Source organism: Pseudarthrobacter phenanthrenivorans, from assembly GCF_036455295.1.
In the GTDB taxonomy this organism is placed as follows: Bacteria; Actinomycetota; Actinomycetes; order Actinomycetales; family Micrococcaceae; genus Arthrobacter; species Arthrobacter phenanthrenivorans_C.
This window is the reverse complement of record NZ_JAYXNX010000010.1, coordinates 68,542-91,488: the sequence shown is the minus strand read 5'-3', so window position 1 is coordinate 91,488 and position 22,947 is coordinate 68,542. Positions and strand designations below refer to the sequence as shown.

General features: G+C 66.0%; 26 protein-coding genes and 1 riboswitch. Of the genes, 16 read left to right on the top strand and 10 right to left on the bottom strand.

Annotated elements, in window-relative coordinates; genetic code table 11:
* The first annotated feature begins 45 nt into the window (after window positions 1–45).
* The 3 genes from VXJ37_RS14225 to VXJ37_RS14215 all read left to right on the top strand — a co-directional run bounded on the left by VXJ37_RS14225 (window position 46) and on the right by VXJ37_RS14215 (window position 2,276).
* The gene (locus tag VXJ37_RS14225) at window positions 46–702 is read left to right on the top strand and encodes a TrmH family RNA methyltransferase (protein ID WP_331323682.1); all 657 of its coding nucleotides are present in this window, start codon (window positions 46–48) and stop codon (window positions 700–702) included.
* Window positions 703–833: 131 nt separating this feature from the next.
* Window positions 834–1,853, top strand: coding sequence for a class II fructose-bisphosphate aldolase (gene fbaA / locus VXJ37_RS14220; protein ID WP_331323681.1), 1,020 nt, complete (start codon window positions 834–836; stop codon window positions 1,851–1,853).
* Window positions 1,854–2,276 carry a DUF3151 domain-containing protein gene (locus tag VXJ37_RS14215; protein ID WP_331323680.1) on the top strand — a complete coding sequence of 141 codons (423 nt, stop codon included), beginning with the start codon at window positions 1,854–1,856 and terminating at the stop codon, window positions 2,274–2,276.
* Window positions 2,277–2,348: 72 nt separating this feature from the next.
* On the opposite strand, the gene VXJ37_RS14210 is transcribed toward VXJ37_RS14215, so the two are convergent.
* Window positions 2,349–2,978, bottom strand: coding sequence for a uracil-DNA glycosylase (locus VXJ37_RS14210; RefSeq protein WP_331323679.1), 630 nt, complete (start codon window positions 2,976–2,978; stop codon window positions 2,349–2,351).
* Window positions 2,979–3,181: 203 nt separating this feature from the next.
* The gene (locus VXJ37_RS14205) at window positions 3,182–4,390 is read right to left on the bottom strand and encodes a cobalamin-independent methionine synthase II family protein (RefSeq protein WP_331323678.1); all 1,209 of its coding nucleotides are present in this window, start codon (window positions 4,388–4,390) and stop codon (window positions 3,182–3,184) included.
* A gap of 13 nt (window positions 4,391–4,403) precedes the next feature.
* Window positions 4,404–4,507, bottom strand: a riboswitch (SAM riboswitch).
* 325 nt (window positions 4,508–4,832) lie between these two features.
* Here VXJ37_RS14205 and VXJ37_RS14200 point away from each other — a divergent pair.
* The 5 genes from VXJ37_RS14200 to VXJ37_RS14180 all read left to right on the top strand — a co-directional run bounded on the left by VXJ37_RS14200 (window position 4,833) and on the right by VXJ37_RS14180 (window position 8,937).
* The gene (locus VXJ37_RS14200; RefSeq protein ID WP_331323677.1) at window positions 4,833–6,122 is read left to right on the top strand and encodes an adenylosuccinate synthase; all 1,290 of its coding nucleotides are present in this window, start codon (window positions 4,833–4,835) and stop codon (window positions 6,120–6,122) included.
* Window positions 6,123–6,310: 188 nt separating this feature from the next.
* Complete coding sequence (locus VXJ37_RS14195) at window positions 6,311–6,682, top strand: YegP family protein (protein WP_331323676.1); 372 nt, start codon at window positions 6,311–6,313, stop codon at window positions 6,680–6,682.
* Window positions 6,683–6,979: 297 nt separating this feature from the next.
* Window positions 6,980–7,531: an RNA polymerase sigma factor gene (locus VXJ37_RS14190; RefSeq protein ID WP_331323675.1), complete on the top strand. Its 552-nt coding sequence runs from the start codon at window positions 6,980–6,982 to the stop codon at window positions 7,529–7,531.
* Window positions 7,528–8,445 carry a hypothetical protein gene (locus tag VXJ37_RS14185; RefSeq protein ID WP_331323674.1) on the top strand — a complete coding sequence of 306 codons (918 nt, stop codon included), beginning with the start codon at window positions 7,528–7,530 and terminating at the stop codon, window positions 8,443–8,445. Before VXJ37_RS14190 ends, VXJ37_RS14185 begins: the two co-directional genes overlap by 4 nt.
* Before the next feature lie 66 nt (window positions 8,446–8,511).
* The gene (locus VXJ37_RS14180) at window positions 8,512–8,937 is read left to right on the top strand and encodes a CoA-binding protein (RefSeq protein ID WP_331323673.1); all 426 of its coding nucleotides are present in this window, start codon (window positions 8,512–8,514) and stop codon (window positions 8,935–8,937) included.
* A 6-nt stretch (window positions 8,938–8,943) separates the two neighbouring features.
* Here the strand turns inward: VXJ37_RS14180 and VXJ37_RS14175 are convergent, their stop codons facing one another.
* Window positions 8,944–9,978: an isopenicillin N synthase family dioxygenase gene (locus tag VXJ37_RS14175; protein ID WP_331323672.1), complete on the bottom strand. Its 1,035-nt coding sequence runs from the start codon at window positions 9,976–9,978 to the stop codon at window positions 8,944–8,946.
* Between the two features lie 45 nt (window positions 9,979–10,023).
* Here VXJ37_RS14175 and VXJ37_RS14170 point away from each other — a divergent pair, with 45 nt between their 5' ends.
* From VXJ37_RS14170 to VXJ37_RS14150, 5 genes are all read left to right on the top strand, one after another.
* Window positions 10,024–10,437, top strand: coding sequence for an MmcQ/YjbR family DNA-binding protein (locus VXJ37_RS14170; RefSeq protein ID WP_331323671.1), 414 nt, complete (start codon window positions 10,024–10,026; stop codon window positions 10,435–10,437).
* Entirely contained in the window at window positions 10,430–10,978 is a 549-nt protein-coding gene (locus tag VXJ37_RS14165) for a DUF1990 family protein (protein WP_331323670.1), read from the top strand. The genes VXJ37_RS14170 and VXJ37_RS14165 overlap by 8 nt, the downstream gene beginning before the upstream one ends.
* On the top strand, window positions 10,975–11,292 hold the full coding sequence (locus VXJ37_RS14160; protein ID WP_331323669.1) for a putative quinol monooxygenase: 318 nt from the start codon (window positions 10,975–10,977) through the stop codon (window positions 11,290–11,292). The genes VXJ37_RS14165 and VXJ37_RS14160 overlap by 4 nt, the downstream gene beginning before the upstream one ends.
* A gap of 76 nt (window positions 11,293–11,368) precedes the next feature.
* Window positions 11,369–11,662 (top strand): DUF503 domain-containing protein, encoded by a 294-nt coding sequence (locus tag VXJ37_RS14155; RefSeq protein ID WP_331323668.1) that lies wholly within the window; start codon window positions 11,369–11,371, stop codon window positions 11,660–11,662.
* Window positions 11,663–11,838: 176 nt separating this feature from the next.
* Window positions 11,839–12,780: a hypothetical protein gene (locus VXJ37_RS14150; RefSeq protein ID WP_331323667.1), complete on the top strand. Its 942-nt coding sequence runs from the start codon at window positions 11,839–11,841 to the stop codon at window positions 12,778–12,780.
* Window positions 12,781–12,942: 162 nt separating this feature from the next.
* Here the strand turns inward: VXJ37_RS14150 and purL are convergent, their stop codons facing one another.
* The 3 genes from purL to purS are packed head-to-tail and all read right to left on the bottom strand — an operon-like array spanning window position 12,943 to window position 16,275.
* Window positions 12,943–15,252 (bottom strand): phosphoribosylformylglycinamidine synthase subunit PurL, encoded by a 2,310-nt coding sequence (gene purL, locus VXJ37_RS14145; RefSeq protein ID WP_331323666.1) that lies wholly within the window; start codon window positions 15,250–15,252, stop codon window positions 12,943–12,945.
* Window positions 15,249–16,022 carry a phosphoribosylformylglycinamidine synthase subunit PurQ gene (gene purQ / locus VXJ37_RS14140; RefSeq protein WP_331323665.1) on the bottom strand — a complete coding sequence of 258 codons (774 nt, stop codon included), beginning with the start codon at window positions 16,020–16,022 and terminating at the stop codon, window positions 15,249–15,251. Before purQ ends, purL begins: the two co-directional genes overlap by 4 nt.
* 1 nt (window position 16,023) lies before the next feature.
* Entirely contained in the window at window positions 16,024–16,275 is a 252-nt protein-coding gene (purS, locus tag VXJ37_RS14135; RefSeq protein WP_015935902.1) for a phosphoribosylformylglycinamidine synthase subunit PurS, read from the bottom strand.
* Window positions 16,276–16,521: 246 nt separating this feature from the next.
* Between purS and VXJ37_RS14130 the strand changes: the two genes are divergently transcribed.
* Window positions 16,522–16,707 carry a hypothetical protein gene (locus VXJ37_RS14130; protein ID WP_141943938.1) on the top strand — a complete coding sequence of 62 codons (186 nt, stop codon included), beginning with the start codon at window positions 16,522–16,524 and terminating at the stop codon, window positions 16,705–16,707.
* Window positions 16,708–16,982: 275 nt separating this feature from the next.
* Window positions 16,983–20,090 carry a S8 family serine peptidase gene (locus tag VXJ37_RS14125; RefSeq protein ID WP_440589815.1) on the top strand — a complete coding sequence of 1,036 codons (3,108 nt, stop codon included), beginning with the start codon at window positions 16,983–16,985 and terminating at the stop codon, window positions 20,088–20,090.
* A 104-nt stretch (window positions 20,091–20,194) separates the two neighbouring features.
* Here the strand turns inward: VXJ37_RS14125 and VXJ37_RS14120 are convergent, their stop codons facing one another.
* The 4 genes from VXJ37_RS14120 to VXJ37_RS14105 all read right to left on the bottom strand — a co-directional run bounded on the left by VXJ37_RS14120 (window position 20,195) and on the right by VXJ37_RS14105 (window position 22,566).
* Complete coding sequence (locus VXJ37_RS14120; RefSeq protein ID WP_331323663.1) at window positions 20,195–20,527, bottom strand: serine protease inhibitor; 333 nt, start codon at window positions 20,525–20,527, stop codon at window positions 20,195–20,197.
* Entirely contained in the window at window positions 20,524–21,477 is a 954-nt protein-coding gene (locus VXJ37_RS14115) for a 3-methyladenine DNA glycosylase (RefSeq protein WP_331323662.1), read from the bottom strand. The genes VXJ37_RS14120 and VXJ37_RS14115 overlap by 4 nt, the downstream gene beginning before the upstream one ends.
* Window positions 21,434–22,000: an SSI family serine proteinase inhibitor gene (locus VXJ37_RS14110; RefSeq protein ID WP_331323661.1), complete on the bottom strand. Its 567-nt coding sequence runs from the start codon at window positions 21,998–22,000 to the stop codon at window positions 21,434–21,436. The genes VXJ37_RS14115 and VXJ37_RS14110 overlap by 44 nt, the downstream gene beginning before the upstream one ends.
* A gap of 77 nt (window positions 22,001–22,077) precedes the next feature.
* A complete protein-coding gene (locus tag VXJ37_RS14105; RefSeq protein ID WP_331323660.1) occupies window positions 22,078–22,566 on the bottom strand; it encodes a MarR family winged helix-turn-helix transcriptional regulator in 489 nt (162 codons plus the stop codon).
* Between the two features lie 76 nt (window positions 22,567–22,642).
* Here VXJ37_RS14105 and VXJ37_RS14100 point away from each other — a divergent pair, with 76 nt between their 5' ends.
* Window positions 22,643–22,885, top strand: a complete 243-nt coding sequence (locus VXJ37_RS14100; protein WP_331323659.1) for a hypothetical protein — start codon at window positions 22,643–22,645, stop codon at window positions 22,883–22,885.
* The last annotated feature ends 62 nt before the right edge of the window (window positions 22,886–22,947 follow it).

The following is a 22,947-nucleotide window of genomic DNA, read 5'->3' as shown; positions in this document are numbered from 1 at the left end:
CCGAAGAGTCCAGTCTAGTGTTGAAGGGTGAACCAAACGCCCGGCATGACTGACGAACCCAACCACCGGCCCGGGGAGGCTGAACCCGAAAAGGCGGAGGTCGGCGTCGGGCCGTGGGAAGGCGAACTGCCCGAGGGCGCCCACTGGGACCCGGACCTGCTCGCCGACGGGGACAGGCGCAACGTGCTGGACAAGTACCGCTACTGGAAACATGAGGCCATCGTGGCGGACTTGGACTCCCGGCGGCACAACTTCCACGTGGCCATCGAGAACTGGCAGCACGACCTGAACATCGGCACCGTGGTGCGCACCGCCAACGCCTTCCTCGCCAAGGAAGTACACATCATCGGACGACGGCGGTGGAACCGCCGCGGAGCCATGGTCACCGACCGCTACCAGCACGTCCGCCACCACCCCACCGTGGAGGACTTCGTCCAGTGGGCACAGGGGGACGGGCTGGCCATCATCGGAGTGGATATCTTTCCGGACTCGGTGCCGCTGGAAACGTACGAACTTCCGCGCGACTGCGTGCTGGTCTTCGGACAGGAGGGCCCGGGCCTGACACCGGAAGTCCACCAGGCCGCCGTCGCCACCCTGTCCATCGAACAGTTCGGCTCCACCCGCTCCATCAACGCAGCATCCGCTGCCGCGATCGCCATGCACGCCTGGATCCGCCGGCACGTCTTCAACCAGCACGTGTAGTTCGCCTTTCCCCGCGGGGGGGGCGTAATCCAGAACACTCCCAGCCCGGGAATGGCTAGGATGGTGCCAAGCCGTAAGCGGTCTACTTGAGGGTTATCCACCCACAGACGAAACTCAGCAGAGGAGCCAGCATGCCCATTGCAACCCCAGAGATCTACGCCGAGATGATTGACCGCGCGAAGGCCGGCGGATTCGCCTTCCCCGCCGTCAACGTCACGTCCTCGCAGACGCTGAACGCGGCACTGCGTGGCTTCGCGGAGGCGGAGTCCGACGGCATCGTGCAGGTCTCCACCGGCGGCGCCGCCTACTGGTCCGGCGCATCCACCAAGGACATGGTTGCCGGTTCCCTGGGCTTCGCGGCGTTCGCCCGCGAAGTGGCCAAGAACTACGGCGTGAACATTGCCCTGCACACCGACCACTGCCCCAAGGACAAGCTGGACGGCTTCGTCCTGCCGCTGCTCCAAGCTTCCGAAGCTGAGGTCAAGGCCGGCCGCAACCCGCTGTTCAACTCCCACATGTGGGACGGCTCGGCAGAGACCCTGCAGGAGAACCTGCGGATCGCCCGGGACCTGCTGCAGCGCACCGCTGCCGCAAAGATGATCCTCGAGGTGGAGATCGGCACCGTCGGCGGTGAGGAAGACGGCGTTGAGAACGCCATCAACGACAAGCTGTACACCACGGTGGAAGACGCCCTGGCCACCATCGACGCCCTCGGCTCCGGCGAGAACGGCCGCTACATCACGGCCCTGACCTTCGGCAACGTGCATGGCGTCTACAAGCCCGGCGGCGTCAAGCTGCGCCCGGAGATCCTCAAGGACATCCAGGCGCAGGTGGGCGCGAAGATCGGCAAGGAGAACCCGTTCGACCTGGTCTTCCACGGTGGGTCCGGCTCCTCCGACCAGGAGATCGCCGACGCCGTTTCCTACGGCGTGATCAAGATGAACATCGACACCGACACCCAGTACGCCTACACGCGTCCCGTGGCGGACCACATGTTCAAGAACTACGACGGCGTCCTGAAGGTCGACGGCGAAGTGGGCAACAAGAAGACCTACGACCCCCGCGTCTGGGGCGCCTCCGCTGAGGCCGGCCTGGCGGCCCGAGTGGTGGAAGCCACCAAGCAGCTCGGTTCAGCCGGAAAGACCTTCTAAGTGTCGGACGAGTTCCGCCGGAACCTGATGGGGCCGGAGCCCACGCTCCTGCCTGCCGAAACCGAAGTGTACGGGCAGCTGGAGGCCGGGCACGAAGCCCTGGACCTGGTGGAAAAGCACCCCACGTCCTCGCTTCTCTGGGCCGTCCTGGCCGAGGAAGCGTGGGCCGAGGGCCGCACCATTGACTCCTACGCGTATGCCCGGGTGGGCTACCACCGCGGCCTGGACTCGCTGCGCCGCAACGGCTGGCGCGGCGTGGGCCCCATCCCGTGGGAGCACGAGCCCAACCGCGGGTTCCTGCGGGCCCTGTACTCCCTGGGCAGGGCCTCGGCGGCCATCGGTGAAGCGGATGAGCCGGAGCGGATCGAGAAGTTCCTCAATGACTCGGACCCCACGGCGAAAGCGGCCATCGAAGGCAAGTGAAGCGCCACGCGCTTAAATGACGGCGGCGGGTGGTTACCTTTCCTGGAAAGGTGACCACCCGCCGTCGTTCGTTTATGGCTTGGCGATGCCCGTGCGCGCCATGGCGTCTGCGTAGGCCGTCCGCATGTCCTCGAGGTACTCCTCCTGGCGCGCCGGGGAACCGGCGAACGCACGGCCGCTCAGTGAGCGGACCTTGTACGTCTTAAGGCCGCGGCGCCACAGCAGGGGTACTTCGGTCTTCAGGAGCAGGTTGGCCAGCCGGTTGGCTTCCGTGCCGTGTGCCACGATCACCGAGGCGCGGGGGACCAGTGCCAGGAACTTCAGCAGGGGCTTCAGGCCTGCCTGGACCTGGTCCGGGGTGAACTTGCCGTTGGCAACGCCGGGGACATGCCACGGGTGGACGTTCCACGGCATCACGAATTCCGGGCGCAGGCCCAGCTTCCACTGGATGCCCAGCATGCGGGTGGCAGCGTCCTGGTCCCCGGCCGTGATGAACCCGGACGGATCCGCCTCACCGATGTTGGAGAACAGGCTGATGATGCGGCATTCCTCCACATCATGCAGGGGGTCCACATAGGGGACCACGGTTCCGGGCTTGGCCTCCTGCAGGGAATCACACAGTTCGTTGACGGCTGCGACGCTGGGTTCGTAGCGGCGGCTCATGAGCTGTTCGTGGAATGTTTCGGGGGCCAGGGCTGTCATGAAGTGCTGGTTCTCCTGCGGGGATTGGCGTAGCTGCCGCCGCGGAAATGGGCGCACGGTGGCGCGGCACATCAGCGGCGGTTTGATTGGGGTGGGCCGATTCCGGGTCGGCCTTTGCCAGTTTACCAAGCCCGGGGAAACGAAACGCCGGCTGTCCCTCCCCGGTGATGGAAGGAACAGCCGGCGGCCCGATATCGTGCCGGTTACCAGAGACGCCGTGTGGCGCGCCGCGCGCCCTCTCCCAGTGCGTCCAGCTTGGCGTACGCGATCTGCGGGTGGACCCGGCCACCGAGTCCGCAGTCGGTGGAGGCGATCACGTTTTCCCGGCCCACCACGTCGGCAAACCGGACAATGCGGTCTGCGACCAGGTCCGGGTGCTCCACCACGTTGGTGGCGTGTGAAACGACGCCCGGAATGATCACCTTGCCCTCGGGCAGTTTGGTGTCCTCCCATACGCGCCACTCGTGTTCGTGGCGGACGTTGGCGGCTTCAAAGGAGTAGGCGCCGGCGTTCACCTGCAGCACAGATCCGATAATGTCCGCGAACGGGATGTCCGTAGTATGAGGGCCGTGCCAGGAACCCCAGCAAACGTGCAGCCGGATCTGTTCCTGCGGAAGGTCCCGCAGCGCCCAGTTGGTGGCTTCGACCCGCAGCTGGATGAACTTGAGGTAGTCCTCCAGCGAGGGCTCGGGGTTGATCTGGTCCCAGCTCTCGGCCAGGGACGGGTCGTCGAGCTGGACGGTGAGGCCGGCGTCGATGATGGCCTTGTATTCCTCCCGCATGGCATCGGCGCATGCGTAGACCAGTTCCTCGTCCGTTTTGTAGTACTCGTTGGCTACCCGGGCGCATGAGCCGGGGGAGAGGGAGGCGACGAAACCCTCGGTGAGTCCCGCGGCGGCGAGCCCGGTTTTCAGGTTCCTGATGTCCGAGGCCACCAGGTCCTGGCCCGTGTAGGTCAGTGGCCCGGCAATCTTGGGCTGGGCCACGCTCTTCCGGTGGGTGAGGATGCCGGAGGAAGGATCGTTGTACGCCTCGTTGAAGGCCTGCCGGTCGCGCCGGTCGGGGAAGGAGGTCAGGACCACGTTGCCGGGGGACGAGCGGCGCACCTCGGCCTCCGCCCAGCGGTCCACGTTGGTGGGTTCCAGGCCGCCGAGCCGGGCGAAGGAGTAGTTCCACCAGGCGCCGTAATCAACGGTGCTGGACATGGTGTGCCCGTATTCGCCGTCGTTGGGAATGTCGATGCCCAGGTCTTTCTGGCGCTGGACCACATCCACTACGGAAGCCTCCAGCAGTTCAAGGAATTCCGGGGTGAGCCCGTTGCTTTCCTTGGCTGCGTTGGCCGCGATGAGCTCAGGGGTGCGGGGCAGTGAGCCGGCGTGCGTTACACGGATGTGGTCGGTGTTCTGGGGCATGCTGGAATCTTCCTTTCCATCGGTCCTGGCAGTAGCACCTTCGGCCGGCAGCGATCTGCCGAACCGTGGTTGCTGCGGCGTCATCGAGCCAGGTCTCTCGGCCGCTCCGGATGGTTCCCTCTCACTTAAATCGAGAGGGCACGGTCCGGGCAAGTCGGCTTCGCTTTGTGTCGGGGCCAGCTTCAAAGCCCCCACTGCAGGAACTGCCAGCTTTCGTACAGCACCGCTGCCCGTCATACGTGAAGGGCAGCGGTGGGCCAAACGGTGGACAAAGTGCCCTATCCGCTAAACTTGGGTGGTAAGAGCCCCGGAACTCTCCCTCCGCCGTGCCGTCCTGCGGCGGCGAAGGCCGGATGTTCGGGGCATTCTCATGAACGGCGCTGCATGGGCCCGCCACCTGGTGGCCGGACCCGGGCAGCCCGAACGAATGGGGGAGGATCCCATGCCAGCAATTGTGATCGTAGGAGCCCAATGGGGCGACGAAGGAAAAGGCAAGGCCACCGACCTTCTGGGCGGCCGTGTTGACTACGTCGTCAAGCCCAACGGCGGCAACAATGCCGGGCACACCGTCGTCGTGGGCGGTGAAAAATACGAACTCAAGCTGCTGCCGGCAGGCATTCTCAGCCCCAACGCTGTTCCCATCATCGGCAACGGCTGCGTGGTGAACCTCGAGGCGCTCTTCCAGGAAATCGAAGGCCTGCAGGCCCGCGGTGCCGACACTTCACGGCTCCGCGTCTCCGCCAACGCGCACCTCGTGGCCCCGTACCACCAGGTCCTGGACAAAGTCACCGAACGCTTCCTGGGCAAGCGCGCCATCGGCACCACCGGCCGCGGCATCGGCCCCGCCTACATGGACAAGGTGGCCCGGCTGGGAATCCGCGTCCAGGACGTCTTCGACGAATCCATCCTCCGCCAAAAGGTGGAAGGCTCGCTGCACCAGAAGAACGAACTCCTGGTCAAGGTCTACAACCGCCGCAGCGTGGTGGTGGATGAGATCGTGGAGTACTTCCTGTCCTTCGCCGAGCGGCTTCGCCCGCTGGTCATCGACAGCACCCTGGTCCTGAACACCGCATTGGACGAGGGCAAGGTAGTCCTGATGGAAGGCGGCCAGGCAACGTTCCTGGACGTGGACCACGGCACCTACCCGTTCGTCACCTCCTCCAACCCCACCGCCGGCGGCGCCTCCGTGGGCTCCGGCATCGGCCCCACCCGGATCTCGCGTTCCATCGGCATCATCAAGGCCTACACCACGCGCGTCGGTGCCGGCCCGTTCCCCACGGAACTCTTTGACGAGATGGGCATGTACCTCCAGAAGACCGGCGGTGAATTCGGCGTCAACACCGGCCGGCCGCGCCGTTGCGGCTGGTACGACGCCGTCTTGGCCCGACACGCTTCCCGCGTGAACGGCTTCACGGACTACTTCGTCACCAAGCTGGACGTACTCACGGGCATCGAACAGATCCCGGTGTGCGTGGCCTACGACGTAGACGGCGTCCGCCACGACGAAATGCCCATGACGCAAACTGAGTTCCACCATGCCAAGCCGATCTTCGAGTACTTCGACGGCTGGACCGAGGACATCACGGGCGCCCGTACCCTGGCGGACCTGCCGGAGAATGCCCGCAACTACGTGCTGGCGCTGGAGAAGCTCTCCGGAACCCGTTTCTCCGCCATCGGTGTGGGCCCCGACCGGGACCAGACCATCGTGGTGAACGACCTCATCAACGACTGATATCCGGGCCCCGCCAGGGAACGGGCGGGGATTACGACGACGGCAGGCACCTTTTGCGGGTGGCCTGCCGTTTGTCTTCCGCCCCGGTGGCAAGCAATTTACCCAGGCTTAACGCGAACGGTCTTGTGGGCGTGGTGGCGCCGCGGCCACACTCGGTACTACCCCCTGGTGCCCAAGGAAGGATCGTCATGGCCGGAAGATTTGAAGCATTCGTCGACGCTGAGTCGTTCTTCCGGTTCCGGCTGCTGGCGCCGGACGGGACGGTGATCGCCGTTTCCAGCCCGTTTGAGGACAAGGCAGCGGTGGCGGCCGGGATCGCCGCGGCACGGGAATGTGCAGGCACGGGCCTGGTGACGGACCTTTGCCCTGCCGGAACATCCTCGCGTCCCGCACCCGTAACCCCTGCAGCCGGCGCCACCGTCGCAACCGGGACGTCCGCCGCCGTCGAACCCGCCTGCGGCGAGGAGCGCATGCCCGCCAGGCTGCACGCATTCACGCTGGCCAGGGCGCCCCGGCGGCAGGCGACGCTGCCCCGCTGGACCCGGGCGGCAAGCCGCTGACCGGCCGGGAAGAACTTCGAAAAAAAGTTTTTCCGATTCGCGTAACCCTCCCGGGCGGTTCAGCGATTACCCCTATGAAGTGCCGGTCTGGAACCTGTCCCCCATCACGTTCCAGGCCGGCTCTTTTGTCTTTCCGTGTGGTTGGCTGCATTGACGCGGTCCCCCGGCCCAGGGCTTCTTCCCGGCGCCGTGGCGGTTCCGGCAGGGCGGTTACCGGAGGGTAAGGTAAGGGCAGCGTTCCGAATGTTCTGGGCGCCTGCCTTGCCAACACCCTTCTTGACGGAAAGCACCACGTCAGTGACCGATGCACAGACAGACGAGGCCCCGGACCGGTCATTTTCCGGGACTGCTGCCTTCAGCCTCGTCTACAAGACATACGCATCGCAGGTACTGGGTTATCTCACTGCCCGGGGAGTCGAGGATCCGGAGGCCGCCATGCAGGAAGTGTTTCTTTCCGTCCTTCCCCGGCTTCACACGGTCCATGGCGGGGACGCCGGGCTGAGGACGTTTATTTTCTCGGTTGCCCACGCGCGGATGGTGGACGACCACCGCCGCCAAAGCCGGACCCCCGTCAAGCTGCCCTTCGAGGCAGCGATGGACCAGCGCGAAGATACCTCCGCAGAAAAAGAAGCCCTGCAGCGCATCTCGCCCCGGGAAGTCCTGGCGCTCCTCGACGGGCTGCCCCGGGAGCAGCGGGAAGTGCTGTCTCTTCGCTTGGTGGGAGGCCTGACAGTGGAGCAGACAGCGGAGACCATGGATAAGAGTGCCGGTGCAGTAAAGCAGCTCCAGCGGCGCGCGTTGCTCAAACTCCGGGAACTCAAGGAAGTGAAGGAGTACCTCACCCCATGACATCCTCCCGGGACAACCTCGTCACGCTTGTTGACGCCATGCTCCTCGAATCCGGCTTCGACCAGGACCCGGAGCTTCGTGACACGCTGCTCTCGCTGGGTTCCCTGGCCTCGCTGCCCGCGCCCGCACCTACCGGGGAGCTCGCCGCACTGATTGCCGCAGGTGGACCGTCCAGCCCGGAAAAGGTTGTCCACGACGAATCCTCGGATACACCGGCTGACGGCCGGAAGACGGGTACCCAAACCGGAGACGAACTGGCCCGTCTTCGTCGCCGGCACCGTCCCACAGCGCTGGGACTGGTCCTGGTGGCAGGAATGGGACTCGGCGTTGGCGGCGTGGCGGCCAGTTCAACCAGTGCCCGAACCAGCGCAGTGGAGCACCTGCTGGAGGATTGGGCTCCGTGGAGGGGTTCCACCACCGGGACGCCTGCTGCCGCTTCCGGTTACCGTGGGCCCACCCTCGCCGCGGACGGGGACCTTCCCGGTGCTGCTCCCGTCCCGGCGCCCCATCAGGTGGACGACGCCGCGCACCTGTCCTCGAAGCTACTTCGGCGTCCGGCCGGCCACAGCGGCACAGCATGCCCCGGTCCGGTGCGCAACAACGCCGGCATGGGTATGCGAAACTGCGCGGCGGGATCCGCCGCTGCCGCACCGAAAAGCAGCACAAACGGCGGCACGGACGGCCGCGGCCCCGGCGCGGCGAACGGGACGCCCGCAGGGCCGGGCGCCGCAGAATCAGGAAAGGCTGACCTTCCGGCAGCGACCGCCCCGGCAAACAGCGGCGGCGCGTCCGGTCCTTCGGGCCGGAAGCCGGACACTTCCCTGGGCAACCCCGGTCCGGCGCCTGCCCAGGGACAGTCCGGGGAAGCGGGCCCACAGGGCGGCGGCCAGAAGACCGTTACCCCGGCGAAATAGCGGAGAGCGGCGCAACCGCCCGGCGGTTTACGCGTTGCCCCGGCGTAGTTCACGTAGGCTGGCCCCATGGGCCACACGAACGATCCTGCAGTCACCGAACGCCTTATGCGAACCAAAGGACGTTGGGCCACCGTTGGTCTGACCACCAATGAGGCGCGCCCGGCCTACGATGTTTCCCTGTTTGTCCGCGACCGGCTCGGCATGGAAATCATCCCCGTCAACCCGCGCGGCGATGCCGTCCATGGCGAAACCGGGTACCAATCCCTCGGTGACATCCCAGCGGAGAAGCAGCCGATCGACGTCGTGGACTGCTTTGTGAACTCGGAGAAGGTGGGCGGCGTGGTGGACCAGGCTATTGCCGTGGGGGCAAAAGCCGTGTGGCTGCAGCTGGGGGTCATCGACGAGGCAGCAGCGGAACGGGCCAAGGCCGCAGGGCTGGACGTGGTCATGAACGCCTGCCCTGTGCAGCTCGCGTGGAAGTACGACCTTTAGGCGTCCTCAGCTGGAGCGCTTGAGCAGCTCCGGATAGTGCCGTTCAGTGACATCGGGGTGCGCGCGCATCCTGCCCTTGAGCATGTTCATGCCGAAGGACGCCAGAAGCGGATTGGCGGGATCGTCAGTGATGCCCCGCGCAGCTGCCTTCAGTTCCGGAGCCAGCGGCAGGGGCTCGATGACCGCGTCCAGCCGCGGGGACCAGAAGAACGGCACCGAGTAGCGGTCCACGCCGGGTGGGGGAGCCTGCACGCGGTGGACGGTGGCCGCAAGGTAACCCTCTGTGGCAACTTCCAGCATCTCGCCAAGGTTCACCACCAGGGCCCCGGGGAGGGGTTCCACCGGCAGCCATTCGCTGGTGCCGGGCGGCAGCACTTCGAGCCCTCCAACGCCGTCCTGCAGAAGGAGGGTCACGAAACCATAGTCCGCATGCGAGCCAACGCCTTGGTCTCCGGCCGCCTCCACTACTCCGCCCACGTAGTGCACCAGCTTTCCCATCCATGCCGGTGAATCACGGAAGGGCTCATCGAAGTAGTCCTCGGGCAGCTGCAGCGAAACAGCGATGGCCCGCAGCAACTCCATGCCCACCTCGGACATCAGTTCCGCCCACTCCATCGCCGCAGGCTTCAGTTCCCGGAACGATTCGTCCGGCCAAAGGTTGGGGCCCTGCAGCAGCCAGTATGGCTGGTGGTCCGGATAGTCCCTGACCGGCTCGCGCTCCGGGGAATAATCGATCTGCTCCCGGGCGTCCGCCCGGCCCTGCGTCACTTCGGTGCCCATCCGCGTATAGCCGCGGAAGTGTGGCGACAGGCGGTTGTCCAGCTTCATCCGCTCCTCCAGCGGCAGGCTGAAGAAGCGCCGGACAAGGTCCAGGAGCTCTTCCGCCTGGCCCGGCCGCCCGCCGTAACCCGTGATTTGGAAGAACCCCACATTGTGGGTGGCGTGCCGCAGCTCCTCAATGAACTCCGGGCGGAAAGACCCGTACGGCTGCCGGGCGGAACTCAAGTCCAGAACAGGTATGGCTCCCTGGTCGCGTGACATCCTCGCAGACTAGCACCGTGCCGGTCCGCTTTATAGGCTTCCCTTATGGACCCAGATGCGCTGCGGGAAATCTGCCTCTCGTTCCCCGGAGGCTACGAGGATTTTCCCTTTGGGCCGGAGACGTCGGTCTTCAAGGTCCGTGCCCACACGGCCGGCGGGACACGCCACGAGGCCAAGCTGTTTGCCCTGTCATCCATGGATGAGCGCGACTTTTACGTGAACCTGAAATGCGAGCCGGCCCTGGCGGTGCAACTTCGTGCCGTGCACCCGGCGATTACCGGCGCATGGCACATGAACAAGACCCACTGGAATGGCGTCCGTCTGGACGGCTCCCTGCCGGACGATATGGTCCGGGACATGGTGGAGGACTCATACGACCTGGTCGTGGCAGGCTTGAACCGGAAGCAGCAGGAACAACTGGGGTGGGCGCGCCTCGAGAAGGCAGGCAGCAATGACTGACAAGGGATCCGCCAGGCTCGACTATCCGGGAGTGGGAAGCACCGAACAGGGCACAGCCCCGGAAGGATATGGCCGGGTCCTTGAGGAAGCCAGGCTGGGAAGCGGCCTGGACGTCTACCGCCGAGTGGCGGAAGGCATCCTGGGCTGGGAACTGCAGCGGCGGGCCGGGCTGCAGGTCCAGGCCGACTCACCCCGGGCAGCGCGCGGGGCACGCGTGGTGAGCGGATTCGGCGTCGGGCCCTTCCGCCTGCCTGCCCCCTGCCAGGTGGTCTGGGTCCACGAACCCTCCGCGGGCGGTGTCCCCCAATCCGCAGGGTTTGGGTACGGCACACTGCCCGGCCACCCTGCCCGCGGAGAGGAATCGTTCGAAGTGGAGATCAACAGCCAGGGGGAGGTGTGGCTGAGGATCCGCGCCTTCAGCCGGCCCGCCAACTGGTTCTACGCCGCCGGAGGCCTGGTGACCCGGGCGGCGCAACGGTACGTTACTTCCCGGTACATTGAAGGGGCACGCAGTCTCGCCGCGGAAGGAACAACCCCATGATCTTTATCGTCGTCAAGTTCAAGGTCAAGCCCGAGTGGTCCAACCGCTGGCCCGCCCTGGTGGCAGATTTCACCGAAGCGACGCGGCAGGAACCCGGCAACCTGTGGTTCGACTGGTCCCGGAGCCTTGACGACCCCAACGAGTACGTCCTGGTGGAGGCTTTCAAGGATGACGCCGCCGGCGACCACGTGAACAGCGCGCACTTCAAGAAGGCCATGGCTGACATGCCGCAGGCCCTCGCCGAGACCCCCAGGATCATCAGCCGCCAGCTGGAGGGTGAAGGCTGGGACCTGATGGGCGAGCTCACCATCTAACCCCGTCGATTGCTCCGTAGATGTCGTTTTGAGCCCGCCTGAACGACGTCTACGGAGCAGTCGATAACATGAAACCATGTGGATCGGCTGGATCGAGTTCGACATCCTCCTCGGCGACGTGCACAGCCTGAAGGAGAAACGATCGGTCGTCCGGCCCCTCGTCGCCGAGCTTAAGCGCCGCTTTGAGGTCTCCGCAGCGGAGGTGGGGGACCACAGCCAACACCGGCGCACGCAGCTTGGCGCCGGGCTGGTGGCAGCGGACCGGGCACACCTCGTGGAGGTGCTCGCCGCCGTCGAACGCTTCATCGCAGGCCGGCCCGAGATCGAACTGCTCAGCGCCCGCCAGCGTGAGCTGCACAGCGAGGACTAGCCTCCATCGTCGCCCTCGCCCCGCACGCTCGGCCAGGGAACCATCCCGGCTGGACCCACACCCATCGATTGCTCCGTATTCGTCGTTTTGACGCGCCAAAACGACACCTGCTCAGCAGTCGATGAAGGGTGTGGATAACTTCTGCGGGCCCGCCTGGATTCTGCTCTCATGGATCGATGAAGACTCCACACCCGCTGCCGGAGGAACTCCGGGGACGCCCCTTCACCCTTATTGACGCTTCGGTTGCCGGAGTCTCCGCACGCCGCTGGCGGCATGGATCGCTCACATACTGCGGCAGGGGAATCAGGATGGAAGGCACGACGACGGCGCTCCCCTTAAGCGTTCGGGTCCGGCCTTTCATCGAAGTCAATGAGCGATGCGCCGCGTCGCACGTGACGGCGGCGGCGCTTCATTCGCTGCCGCAGCGGCGCCAGGATGAGGCCTTTGACGTTTACCACCTGATCCGTCCCGAGGGCGCGGCCCATCTGGACAGGCCCCATGTCGTCGTGCACCGCATGAAGCTGTACGAGGATGAAGTCACCACCGTTGACGGCCTTCCGGTGACTACGCCGGCGCGGACGTGGCTCGACATGGCGGAGTTGCTGTCGGTCGATGAAATCGTGGCCATGGGAGACAGTTGCGTGCGCGTGCCCAGACCTCGGCTTGAGGGCCGGGACATGCCGCTGTGCAGCCTATGGGACCTGCAGCGGATGGTTGAAAAACACCGGGGAAAACGGGGGATCCGGAAGGCGAAGGAGGCCCTGGAACTCATCCGGGCGGGATCCGATTCAGCGCAGGAAACATTGCTGCGGCTCGCTATTGTCCGCGCGGGACTCCCCGAACCCGAGCTGAACGTTCCGATCATCGCAGACGACGGCAGCAGGCATCATGAGCCCGATCTGTCCTATCGCAAATACAGGATTGGCATCGAGTACGAGGGCGAACACCATGGAGATGCAAGCCAGATCGCCAGGGACATCGACCGCTCGGAGCGCTATGCCGCCCTGGGGTGGACGGAGGTCAGGATCTCCAAGCGCCACATGGTCAACGATGCGAAGCCAGCCGCCGCCAAAGTACTTGTTGCCCTGGCACAGGCCGGCTGGCGGAGGGGTTCATAAAAAACGAGTGCTCCCCACCGGCTCCGGCCTTCCCAAGCTCTGGCCGGGTCCCTCGCCGGCTGGCGGAGGGGTACATAAAAAACGATTGCTCCGTACTTGTCGTTCTGACGGTTCAAAACGACAAGTACGGAGCAATCGATGGGTGGGGTGATGGTGGGAGGATCAGCCGAAGTACTTCGGCAGGGTCCCTTCATGCGCTTCGCGGAGGGCATCGAGGGACAGGGCGTCCACGCCGTTGATCTCCAGCTTGCCGCTTGCCGCATCCACCACGCCGATGCGGGTGTGGGCGAAGCCGCGGGCGGTGCACATGTCCGTGAAACGGACTTCCTCCGAGCGGGGAACACCTACGACGGCACGGCCCTGGGACTCGGAGAAGAGCGCCGTGAACAGGTCCACGCCGTCCCGGTCCATGACATCCTGGAGGGCGATCCGGGCACCGACGCCGTAGCGCAGCGAGGACTCCACGAGGGCAGCGGCGAGGCCACCTTCGGACAGGTCGTGGGCGGAGTCGATCATGCCGTCACGCGAGGCGTTGATCAGGATCTCACCCAGCGCACGCTCGGCCTCAAGGTCCACCTTCGGCGGCTGCCCGCCCAGGTGGCCGCGCATGTTGGCCCACTCGGAACCATCCAGCTCGGCGCCGGTGGTGCCCAGGAGGTAGATGGCCTGCCCGTCCTCACGCCAGCCTGACGGCGTGCGCCGCGCGACGTCGTCGAGCTTGCCCAGGACCGCCACCACGGGGGAGGGGTGGATGGGCGTGGTGCCCGTCTGGTTGTACAGCGAGACGTTGCCGCCGGTGACCGGGATGCCCAGCACCATGCAGGCGTCGGACAGGCCGCGGATGGCCTCTGCCAGCTGCCACATGACATCGGGGTCCTCGGGGGAGCCGAAGTTCAGGCAGTCGCTGACGGCCATGGGGATGGCGCCCGCGGTGGCAACGTTCCGGTAGGCCTCGGCCAGTGCGAGCTGCGCGCCGTGGTACGGGTCGAGGTAGGTGTAGCGGCCGTTGGCGTCGGTGGCCAGGGCGACGCCCAGGCCGGACTCCTCGTCAACGCGGACCACACCGGCGTCGTCGGGGAACGCCATGGAGGTGTTTCCACCCACGTAGCGGTCGTACTGGTTGGTGATCCAGGACTTGGAGCACATGTTCGGCGACGCCACGAGTTCGGTGACGGCCTTGGCCAGCTCGGCCGGAGCGGCCGGGCGGCCGGCGTCCTGCACGGAGCCGGTGAAGGTGTCGGCCTGGACGGTGTCCTGCCACTCGGGGCGGGCGTACGGGCGGTCGTAGACTGGGCCGTCGTGCGCCACGGTGCGGGGATCGACGTCGACAATCACGTCGCCTTCCCAGGTGATGATCAGGCGGCCGGTATCGGTCACCTCGCCCAGCCAGGAGTACTCCACGGCCCACTTGTCCATGACGGCCTCGAACGCCTCAACGTTCTCCGGCGTGACCACGGCCATCATGCGTTCCTGCGACTCGGACATCAGGATCTCACCCGGAGTCAGGGTGGGATCGCGCAGCAGGACGGAGGTCAGCTCAACCTGCATGCCGCCGTCGCCGTTGGAGGCGAGCTCGGACGTGGCGCAGGAGATGCCCGCGGCGCCGAGGTCCTGGATGCCTTCCACCAGGGAGCCCTTGAACAGCTCCAGGCAGCACTCGATGAGGACCTTCTCGGCGAAGGGGTCGCCCACCTGGACGGCGGGGCGCTTGGAGGGCTTGGTGTCGTCGAAGGACTCGGAGGCCAGCACGGACGCGCCGCCGATGCCGTCGCCGCCGGTGCGGGCACCGAACAGGACCACCTTGTTGCCCTTGCCGGAGGCGTTGGCCAGCCGGATGTCCTCGTGGCGCATGACGCCCACGGCGAGGGCGTTGACCAGCGGGTTGCCCTGGTAGACGGAGTCGAACACCATCTCGCCGCCGATGTTCGGCAGGCCCAGGGAGTTGCCGTAGCCGCCGATGCCGGCCACGGCACCGTGCATGACGCGGGCGGTGTCCGGGTGGTCGATGGCGCCGAAACGCAGCGGGTCCATGACGGCAACGGGGCGGGCACCCATGGAGATAATGTCGCGGACAATGCCGCCGATGCCGGTCGCGGCGCCCTGGTAAGGCTCAACGAACGACGGCGAGTTGTGCGATTCGATCTTGAAGGTGACGGCCCAGCCGTCCCCCAGGTTGGTCACGCCGGCGTTTTCGCCGATGCCCACCAGCATGTCCTTCTTCATTTCCTCGGTGACCTTCTGGCCGAACTGGCGCAGGTGGTTCTTGGAGGACTTGTAGGAGCAGTGCTCGCTCCACATGACGGAGTACATGGCCAGCTCCGCGCCGGTGGGGCGCCGGCCAAGGACCTTGACGATCTCGTCGAACTCGTTCTGCTTCAGGCCCAGCTCGGCCCAGGGGAGCTCGGTGTCCGGGGTCTTCGCGGCGTTCTCGACGGTGTCGATGTTGAACTTCTTGGTGGTTTCGGTGGTCACTTGTCGCCTCCCACAATCTTGTTCAGTACGGAGGTGAAGAAACCGAGGCCGTCGGTGTCGGACCCGCCGATCCCGTCGAGGGATTCGGGGCCGAAGCCCGGCTCTACGGCGTGCTCGGGGTGCGGCATGAGGCCCACCACGTTGCCGGCGGCGTTGGAGATGCCGGCGATGTCGCGGCGCGAGCCGTTCGGGTTGAAGCCCACGTAGCGGAATACGACGCGACCCTCGGCCTCAAGGGCGTCCAGGGTCTTCTCGTCCGCGATGTACTGGCCGTCCTGGTTCTTCAGTGGGATGGTGATTTCCTGACCGGCCTGGTAGTCCAGCGTCCACGCCGTGTTGGTGTTTTCGACGCGCAGCACCTGGTCGCGGCAGAGGAACTTGAGGTGGTCGTTCTTGATCATCGAACCGGGCAGCAGGTGTGACTCGGTGAGGATCTGGAAGCCGTTGCAGATACCCAGGACGGGCAGCTTGGCGTCCGAGTTCGCGGCGTCGATGATCTTGGACATCAGCGGGGCGAAACGGGCGATGGCACCGGCGCGCAGGTAATCACCGTAGGAGAATCCACCGGGGATGATGACGGCGTCGATGTCGCCGAGTTCGGCGTCGCCGTGCCAGAGTTCGACGGCGGTGGCACCGGCGAGGCGCACGGCGCGGGCAGCGTCCCGGTCGTCCAGGGTGCCGGGGAAGGTGACGACGCCGATCCGGGCGCCGGCCAGGCGCGGCTCCGCCGCAACGGCGACGGCTTCGCCGATCAGGGGAAGTTCAGTCATCTCAGGCCTCGACAACCTCGACATTGACGACGTCCTCGATGACCGGATTGGACAGGAGGGTCTCGGCGGCGTCGCGGGCCTGGGCCAGGATCTCCTCCGTCACCTCGCCGTCGACCGTCAGTTCGAAACGCTTGCCCTGGCGGACAGAGCTGAAGCTGGTGAAGCCCAGCCGGGGGAGAGCGCCAACGATTGCCTTCCCCTGCGGGTCCAGAATCTCGGGCTTGGGCATGACGTCAACAACGATCCGGGGCATCCGGTAACTCCTGTGCGTGAGCTTGGGTAAGGGCGCAGCGGAGTGGTGCCGTCTCACGCCGTACCGGGGTGTCGGGGGACATGGTGGACGGGCGCTCCGCGAGCTTGCCCTATCATTCTACCGGCCCGGGCCAACCCCCATTGCATCCGGCAGGCCAGTCGGGCGGAACCCTGGCAGAGACCGGGCCAGGGGCAGCACGCGCGCGGGGTTCTGGAGTTGCCGGAAGCCCTTCACTACTATTGCTGAATGGCTGAGAAATCGAAGTCCGTGCTGTTGCCCATGGTCGCCGCGGCGGTGTTTGCCGGCCTGGGCAGGATGGTGTTCCAGAAGGTGAAGGCGGACCGACTGGCCCGCGAAACGCGGGTGGCAGGGCCTGTCGACGAGAAGACCCGGCAGTGGATCAGCGATGTGGTGCGCACTCCGCGCCACTAGCCCGCCGGCTTAGTTCCCACCTGTGGAAAGGGCGCCCTTCGGGGCGCCCTTTTCCATGTCCGGCGAGCGCCGCCCGGGGCACATATGACATGCAAAAAATCCGGAAATGTGCCCTATGTCATATCAGGCTCTCAGTCTGTACCCTGTGAACAGCTTGGTCGTAAAGGATTACAAGATCTGTAATTCCCTCTGCGGTTCCAGTCGTTCGGTCGCCCGCCGAAGCTGGGCGGCACATCGTGAAAGGGTTGCACGTGAAATCAACTGGAAAGAGCCCCTTGCGGGCTGGGGGACTCCGGAAGGCGGCGGCCCTGGCCGTCGGGTTGCCCCTTATCCTCAGCTCGCTGGCAGCAGGACCAGCATCCGCCGCACCGGATGGCGAAGGGGCAGGGAACGCTTCCTCCGCCACAAGCGACAGCCAGTTCAAGGACGGCCGGTACATCGTGGTACTCGCCGGCCCGGCCGCCGCGGCCTACGAAGGGGGAGCCGCAGGCCTGGGGGCAACCAAGCCCCAACAGGGCAGGAAGCTGGACGCCGCCAGCCCCAACTTCAAGGCATATGACGCCCACCTGCGCAACCAGCAACGGGACGTGGCAGCAGCCCAGGGGGTCACCCCCGCCAAGCAGTACACCGCAGCGCTCAACGGTTTTACCGCTGAGCTGACCGCAACGCAGGCCGCGGCGCTGTCCAAGGACAGCAGGGTCCTGGTGGTGGCGCCGGACGTCGAAAACAAGCCTGACTACACCACCACCGACTTCCTCAAGCTCACCGGCCCTGACGGCGCCTGGGCCACGCAGCTCGGCGGCGTAGCCAACGCCGGCAAGGGGGTGGTGGTGGGCGTCATCGATTCCGGCTACGCGCCGGACAACCCCTTCCTGCAGGGCGAAGCGCTGAAGCCGCTGCAGGGGGCCGCGCAGGTTGGTGTCCCGTACCGCACCGGCGACGGGAAGATCGCCATGCTCAAGGCCGATGGCACCACCTTCGAAGGGGAGTGCCAAAAGGGCCAGGGGACCGGGGCGGCCTTTGATGGTTCGCTCTGCAACTCCAAGGTCATCGGTGCCCGCTACTTCGCCGATTCCTTCCTTCAGTACGTGCCACCGGAAAACCGTGCGCCGGAAGAGCAGATCTCCCCTGTGGATGTCGGCAGCCACGGCACCCACACGGCCACCACGGCGGCCGGGAACGCCAATATTGAGCAGGTGATCGACGGCGCCAGTTTCGGCACGAGCTCGGGTATTGCCCCGGCAGCCAAAGTCTCCGTGTACAAGGTCTGCTGGGAGGACACCAACCCGGATACCGGCGGCTGCTACTCCTCCGCCTCCGTCGAGGCGGTTGATGCAGCCATCAAGGACGGCGTCGACGTCCTGAACTACTCCATCTCCGGCAACAACAACAGCACCACCGATCCGGTCGCCCTGGCCTTCCTGAACGCTGCCGCCGCCGGAATCTTTGTCTCCGCATCCGCCGGGAACTCAGGCCCCACGGCCTCCACAGTGAACCACGCCTCTCCTTGGCTGACAACGGTGGCCGCCTCAACCTTCCCCAGCGACCTGCAGGGCACGGTCAAGGTATCTGACGGTTCGCTGTACCGCGGAGCGTCCATCATGAAGTCGGAAGTGGCGGACAAGCCGGTTGTCCTTGCCGCGGCCGCCGCTGCCACGGGCGCGGCAAACCCCAACCTCTGTGGCCCGGGAACTCTGGACGCCACCAAGGTGGCCGGCAAGGTGGTTGTCTGTGACCGCGGCGTGGTGGACAGGACCGCCAAAAGCCAGGAAGTCCTGAACAAAGGCGGGGTGGGCATGATCCTGGTGAACCTCACCGGCAGTTCCGAGGACGCCGACAACCACGTCATCCCCACTGTCCACGTCAATGCACCCAAGAGCCTGGAGCTGAAGTCGAAGCTGGAAGCCAATCCGGCGCTGACGGTCAGCCTGGTCAAGGGCGATCTGACAGGCCTCCCGCCAGCCCCTGCGCCGCAGATTGCGGGATTCTCGTCCCGGGGCCCCACACTTGCCTCCGGCGGTGACCTGCTGAAGCCGGACATCTCCGCTCCGGGCGTCAACGTCCTGGCCGGCGTTTCCACCATCGGCAACCACGGTGACCAATTCGGCTTCATGTCAGGCACCTCCATGGCAGCACCGCACATCGCAGGCTTCGGCGCCCTGGTGCTGGGCAAGCAGCCCAAGTGGACCCCCGCCATGGTGAAGTCCGCGATGATGACCACCGCCTACCCGCTGGTCAATGCCGACGGTTCACCCAACACGGACCCGTTCCAGGGCGGCGCCGGGCACATCGATTCCACCCGCGTCCTCGACCCAGGACTGGTGTACGACTCCGGCATCCAGGACTGGCTGGGCTTCCTCAACGGCCAGGGCGTGGACACCGGGGCTCCGCAGGCTGGCTCCATCGCTGCCCGCGACCTCAACGTTCCCTCCATCGCCCTGGGCAGCCTGGTGGGTGAGGTCCAGGTGAAGCGCAAGCTGACCGCGCTGGTGCCGGGCATGTACCGTCCCGAGGTGAACATGCCGGGCTTCAATGTCAACGTGGAACCCAAGGCCCTGAATTTCGCCAAGGCGGGCCAGGCCCGCGAAGTGACGCTGACCATCCGCAACGTCAGTGCACCCGTGGGCAAGTTCAGCACCGGAAGCCTCACCTGGAAGGGGCCCCGAACGGTGACCTCACCGATCGCCGTCCGGCCCGTTGACGCCCAGATCGCACCGTCCTTCTCGTTCAGCTCAGCTACCGGCACCGGCAGCGGCACCATGGAACTGGTGTCCGGTTCGGACAGCCCCATCGCGGTCGGCGTGGAAGGGCTTGCGCCGCTGAGCCAGACGGCGGTCACCAAGACGCCCGGCGGGTACGCGCCCACGAATGACGCGCACAACGCCCTGATCCAGGTGAAAGTGCCCGCCGGCGCCTCGTTTGCCCGGCTGGGCATCCAGGCACAGTCCAACGACGTCGACTGGGACATGGTGGTCTACGCACCGAACGGCTCGGGCGGCCTGACCCCCATCCAGGTGGCGACGGCGTCTGCCAGCGAGTTCCTGGACCTGGAGTCGCCGAAGGCCGGTACCTACTACGTGGTGGCCAACCTGTACGCCACGCCTGACAACGGGCCTGCAACTGCATCAGTCCAGGCGGTGACCTTCGCCGGCGATGCAGGGAACCTCACGGTGAGCCCAAACCCCATCGTGGCGCCGAACGGGACTGCCACCTCGGCAACGCTGAGCTGGTCAGGCCTCTCCGACGGATCTTATCTTTCGCGGCTGAGCCTTGGCAGCAATGGCATCAGGACTTGGGTGAATGTCCACGTGGGACAGGGCACTGCCCCTGCCCCGGCGGGCGCGCCACAACTTGATCTGGCCCAGGCTGTGCCGGGCACGTGACCTGCCCGGGTAGCTGATCAGAAGGTCTGGGGGGGAGGTCCCGGGCGGTCGGGAGACCGTCCGGGACCTTTTTTCGTTCCTGCAGCTTCCAGTCCAGCTGAAGATTAGGCAGCCGTTCCGCCCAGCAGGGGTGCCAAGGCCTTCCAGCGGGCGATTTCGCAGCCATCGGTACGCGTGAAGGTCGAGTGGACGGTGCGCCCATGGAATGTTCCGGTGACCATGGCCACCTGCGGGCCGCCGTATTGCTGGGTGCACAGCCTGGGCGGGCCGGGCTTGGGGAAGAAGAGGTCTGCGCCGAACCGCTCCACGGCCGCCAAAGCCGCCGCCGGCTGCGGCACGGTGGTCCCGGCAACCGGCTTGCCGTCCAGGGCCAGCAGCCGGAAGACGTGCTCCGGGGCATTGCTGTCCTGCCGGATGCTGATGGTCAGGTCGATCACCGGGGTGCTCCCTCTGACATGGCTCCAAGTTCCGTGGCAAGCCTTTCCCGCAGGAGGGCCGCTTCGTCCGCGAAGGCGCGCTGGTACTCCACGTAGGTGGCCTTGCCCTGCGGCGTCTCGATGGGGATGGCAGGGTAGCCCCAGTCGGCCAGGTCATAGGGTGAAGCCTGCATGTCCATGGCCCTGATCCGCCAGGACAGTTCGAAGCAGTCCATGACCAGCTCGCTGGGCAGCGCGGGCAGCAGCTTGTAGGCCCACTTGTAGAGGTCCATGTTGGCGTGCAGGCAACCGGGCTGCTCCATGTGCCGCTGGGTTTCGCGGCTGGGCGAATGCTCGTTGAGCGGGATGGCGTCCGGGGTGTAGAACCGGAAAGCGTCGAAGTGGGTGCAGCGGATCCTGTTAGCCTCCACGACCTTGTCGGTGCCCGCTGCCCCCAGCCGGAGCTGCAGGTACTCGTGGCGGAGATCGAACTTGTCCTGCCGGTAGACCATTGCCCACTCGTGCAGCCCAAAACAGCCAAACTGCGCTGGCCTTGCCGCCGTGCCGCGGAGGATAATGCCGGCGAAGGCCACTGCTTCCTTGCGGTCGGCCAGAAAGGCGCCCCGATCGAAGGTGACCGCGCTACTTCCCGCAGCCAGCCCCAGGGAGGCAAGTTCGCCGTCGTCGAGCTTCCGGTAATGCTTCCAGGCCGCGCGCACCGCTGCGTGGCTGCCTGTTAGGACTGCTCCGGCACCAGGGTGCCACCGCTTCAGCTGGCCGGGCTTTTGGGTGTAGTACGTGAAAAGGAAGTCCTCCACCGGATGTTTCCGGCCGGCTGACCGGCGGGCCAGATAGGGATCGGCGTAGCGGCTGACCCGCCGGAGGTGGGCTTCTTCCCTTGCCCGCGCGTCATCCGGCGCCAGGACCTTAAGAGGCTCCACCGGCAACGCCCAACACGTCCTTGGCTGCATTCCAGGCGCTGATCTCACACCCGTTGGTGCGGGCAAACTTTGAGTCCACGGCAACACCATCCACCACGCCCGTGATGGTGGCTGTCTGGGGACCGCCGTATTGCTGGGTGCAGGGCTGCGCGGTTCCTGGCGGAGCCGGGGCAGCGATGCCAGGGTTTGCCTTCAGTGCTGCACAGGCTGCCGCGGCATTGGGGTGGCTGCTTTCCGCGGCTGGCGTGCCGGCGGAACACGCCAGGGTGTAGTCGATCTCCGGCGCGCCCTGGGACGGAACTACGGTGATGGCAAGTTCAGCGTTTCCCTGCCCGGGGCCGGAACTTGGCCGGGACGTGGCGGGAGCGGGTGCAGAAATCGAGGTTTCGGTGTTCGGGAAGGGGGTGGCGGAATCGCCGCCCCGGGAGGACGCTGTGGACCCCGTGGAGGAGGCCATCGACCCGGAGTTCCCGCTCTCCTGGGTGCCACCGCAACCGGAGACCAGTCCGGCGCCCAGGGCCAGGACTGCTGCGAGCATCCGAACACTACGCATCGGGCCACCTCTCTTTGGTCCAATAATTCTAGTCGCTTGGCATGGCCCGGCGGTCAGCGTCCAGCGCGGCGGGACAGTTACGCGGAGGTGGCGGCGATCAGGCCCATCATGGACGCGTGCAGTTCGGTGACCTGTTCGCGGGTCAGGCCCAGCCGCTCCATCATGGTGCCCGGAACCCGCAGCGCCTCCTGCCGAAGGGCAGCGCCTTTCGGGGTCAGTTCGACGGCGAGTGCGCGCTCGTTGCCGTCGGCGCGGCGGCGCGTGACCAGTCCGGACGCTTCCAGCCTGCGCAGGAGCGGGGAAATGGTGGCCGGTTCCTGGGCCAGCGCCTCGCTGATGTTCCGTACAGTCCGCGGGCTGTCCTCCCACAAGCAGAGCATCACCAGGTACTGCGGATGGGTGAGGTTGAGTTTCTCAAGCACGGGCTTGTAGGCCCCCACGACGCTGCGCGCTGCGACCGTCAGCGCAAAGCAGAGCTGGTGTTCCAGCAGCAGGTCCTCCTCCTGGGCCGCGTCCGGTTCTGCCGTGGACGTTGTCTCTGCGTTCGCTGCCGCTGTAGCGGTCATTGATCCTCCAACTGTTAGTGCACTAATCATTAGTGTACATTTGCTTCTGTAAACGGTGAGTGGAAGGAACCTCTTCATGGGCACGGACAAGTCCGCGGACAGGGGCAATGCCTCCCAGCGCTTCATGCGGGCCACGGGAAAGTTGCGGGCCATATTCGGCCCCGCAAGCCGGACGGCGCTTGGCCACGACATGACCGAGGAGAACCGCCGGCTTCTGGCCCAGCGCCAGGCGGAGACGCAGCAGTGGGAGACGGTCACCCGGCCGGACGGCAGCACCTACGTAGTGCCGAAGAACCCCGAAGACCGCTCGCTGCGCTAGGAAGTCAACCCCGCCAGCACCAGCGCCTTTTTGGTGTCCCGGGCTTAAAATGAGGGCACTGG

Excerpts from the sequence above, each read along its gene's own strand:
- VXJ37_RS14225 (WP_331323682.1), top strand. The coding sequence starts at position 46 with ATGACTGACGAACCCAACCACCGGCCCGGGGAGGCTGAACCCGAAAAG.
- fbaA (WP_331323681.1), top strand. The coding sequence starts at position 834 with ATGCCCATTGCAACCCCAGAGATCTACGCCGAGATGATTGACCGCGCG.
- VXJ37_RS14210 (WP_331323679.1), bottom strand. The coding sequence starts at position 2,978 with ATGACAGCCCTGGCCCCCGAAACATTCCACGAACAGCTCATGAGCCGC.
- VXJ37_RS14205 (WP_331323678.1), bottom strand. The coding sequence starts at position 4,390 with ATGCCCCAGAACACCGACCACATCCGTGTAACGCACGCCGGCTCACTG.
- VXJ37_RS14200 (WP_331323677.1), top strand. The coding sequence starts at position 4,833 with ATGCCAGCAATTGTGATCGTAGGAGCCCAATGGGGCGACGAAGGAAAA.
- VXJ37_RS14195 (WP_331323676.1), top strand. The coding sequence starts at position 6,311 with ATGGCCGGAAGATTTGAAGCATTCGTCGACGCTGAGTCGTTCTTCCGG.
- VXJ37_RS14185 (WP_331323674.1), top strand. The coding sequence starts at position 7,528 with ATGACATCCTCCCGGGACAACCTCGTCACGCTTGTTGACGCCATGCTC.
- VXJ37_RS14180 (WP_331323673.1), top strand. The coding sequence starts at position 8,512 with ATGGGCCACACGAACGATCCTGCAGTCACCGAACGCCTTATGCGAACC.
- VXJ37_RS14175 (WP_331323672.1), bottom strand. The coding sequence starts at position 9,978 with ATGTCACGCGACCAGGGAGCCATACCTGTTCTGGACTTGAGTTCCGCC.
- VXJ37_RS14170 (WP_331323671.1), top strand. The coding sequence starts at position 10,024 with ATGGACCCAGATGCGCTGCGGGAAATCTGCCTCTCGTTCCCCGGAGGC.
- VXJ37_RS14165 (WP_331323670.1), top strand. The coding sequence starts at position 10,430 with ATGACTGACAAGGGATCCGCCAGGCTCGACTATCCGGGAGTGGGAAGC.
- VXJ37_RS14160 (WP_331323669.1), top strand. The coding sequence starts at position 10,975 with ATGATCTTTATCGTCGTCAAGTTCAAGGTCAAGCCCGAGTGGTCCAAC.
- VXJ37_RS14155 (WP_331323668.1), top strand. The coding sequence starts at position 11,369 with ATGTGGATCGGCTGGATCGAGTTCGACATCCTCCTCGGCGACGTGCAC.
- VXJ37_RS14150 (WP_331323667.1), top strand. The coding sequence starts at position 11,839 with ATGAAGACTCCACACCCGCTGCCGGAGGAACTCCGGGGACGCCCCTTC.
- purQ (WP_331323665.1), bottom strand. The coding sequence starts at position 16,022 with ATGACTGAACTTCCCCTGATCGGCGAAGCCGTCGCCGTTGCGGCGGAG.
- purS (WP_015935902.1), bottom strand. The coding sequence starts at position 16,275 with ATGCCCCGGATCGTTGTTGACGTCATGCCCAAGCCCGAGATTCTGGAC.
- VXJ37_RS14130 (WP_141943938.1), top strand. The coding sequence starts at position 16,522 with ATGGCTGAGAAATCGAAGTCCGTGCTGTTGCCCATGGTCGCCGCGGCG.
- VXJ37_RS14115 (WP_331323662.1), bottom strand. The coding sequence starts at position 21,477 with ATGCAGCCAAGGACGTGTTGGGCGTTGCCGGTGGAGCCTCTTAAGGTC.
- VXJ37_RS14110 (WP_331323661.1), bottom strand. The coding sequence starts at position 22,000 with ATGCGTAGTGTTCGGATGCTCGCAGCAGTCCTGGCCCTGGGCGCCGGA.
- VXJ37_RS14105 (WP_331323660.1), bottom strand. The coding sequence starts at position 22,566 with ATGACCGCTACAGCGGCAGCGAACGCAGAGACAACGTCCACGGCAGAA.
- VXJ37_RS14100 (WP_331323659.1), top strand. The coding sequence starts at position 22,643 with ATGGGCACGGACAAGTCCGCGGACAGGGGCAATGCCTCCCAGCGCTTC.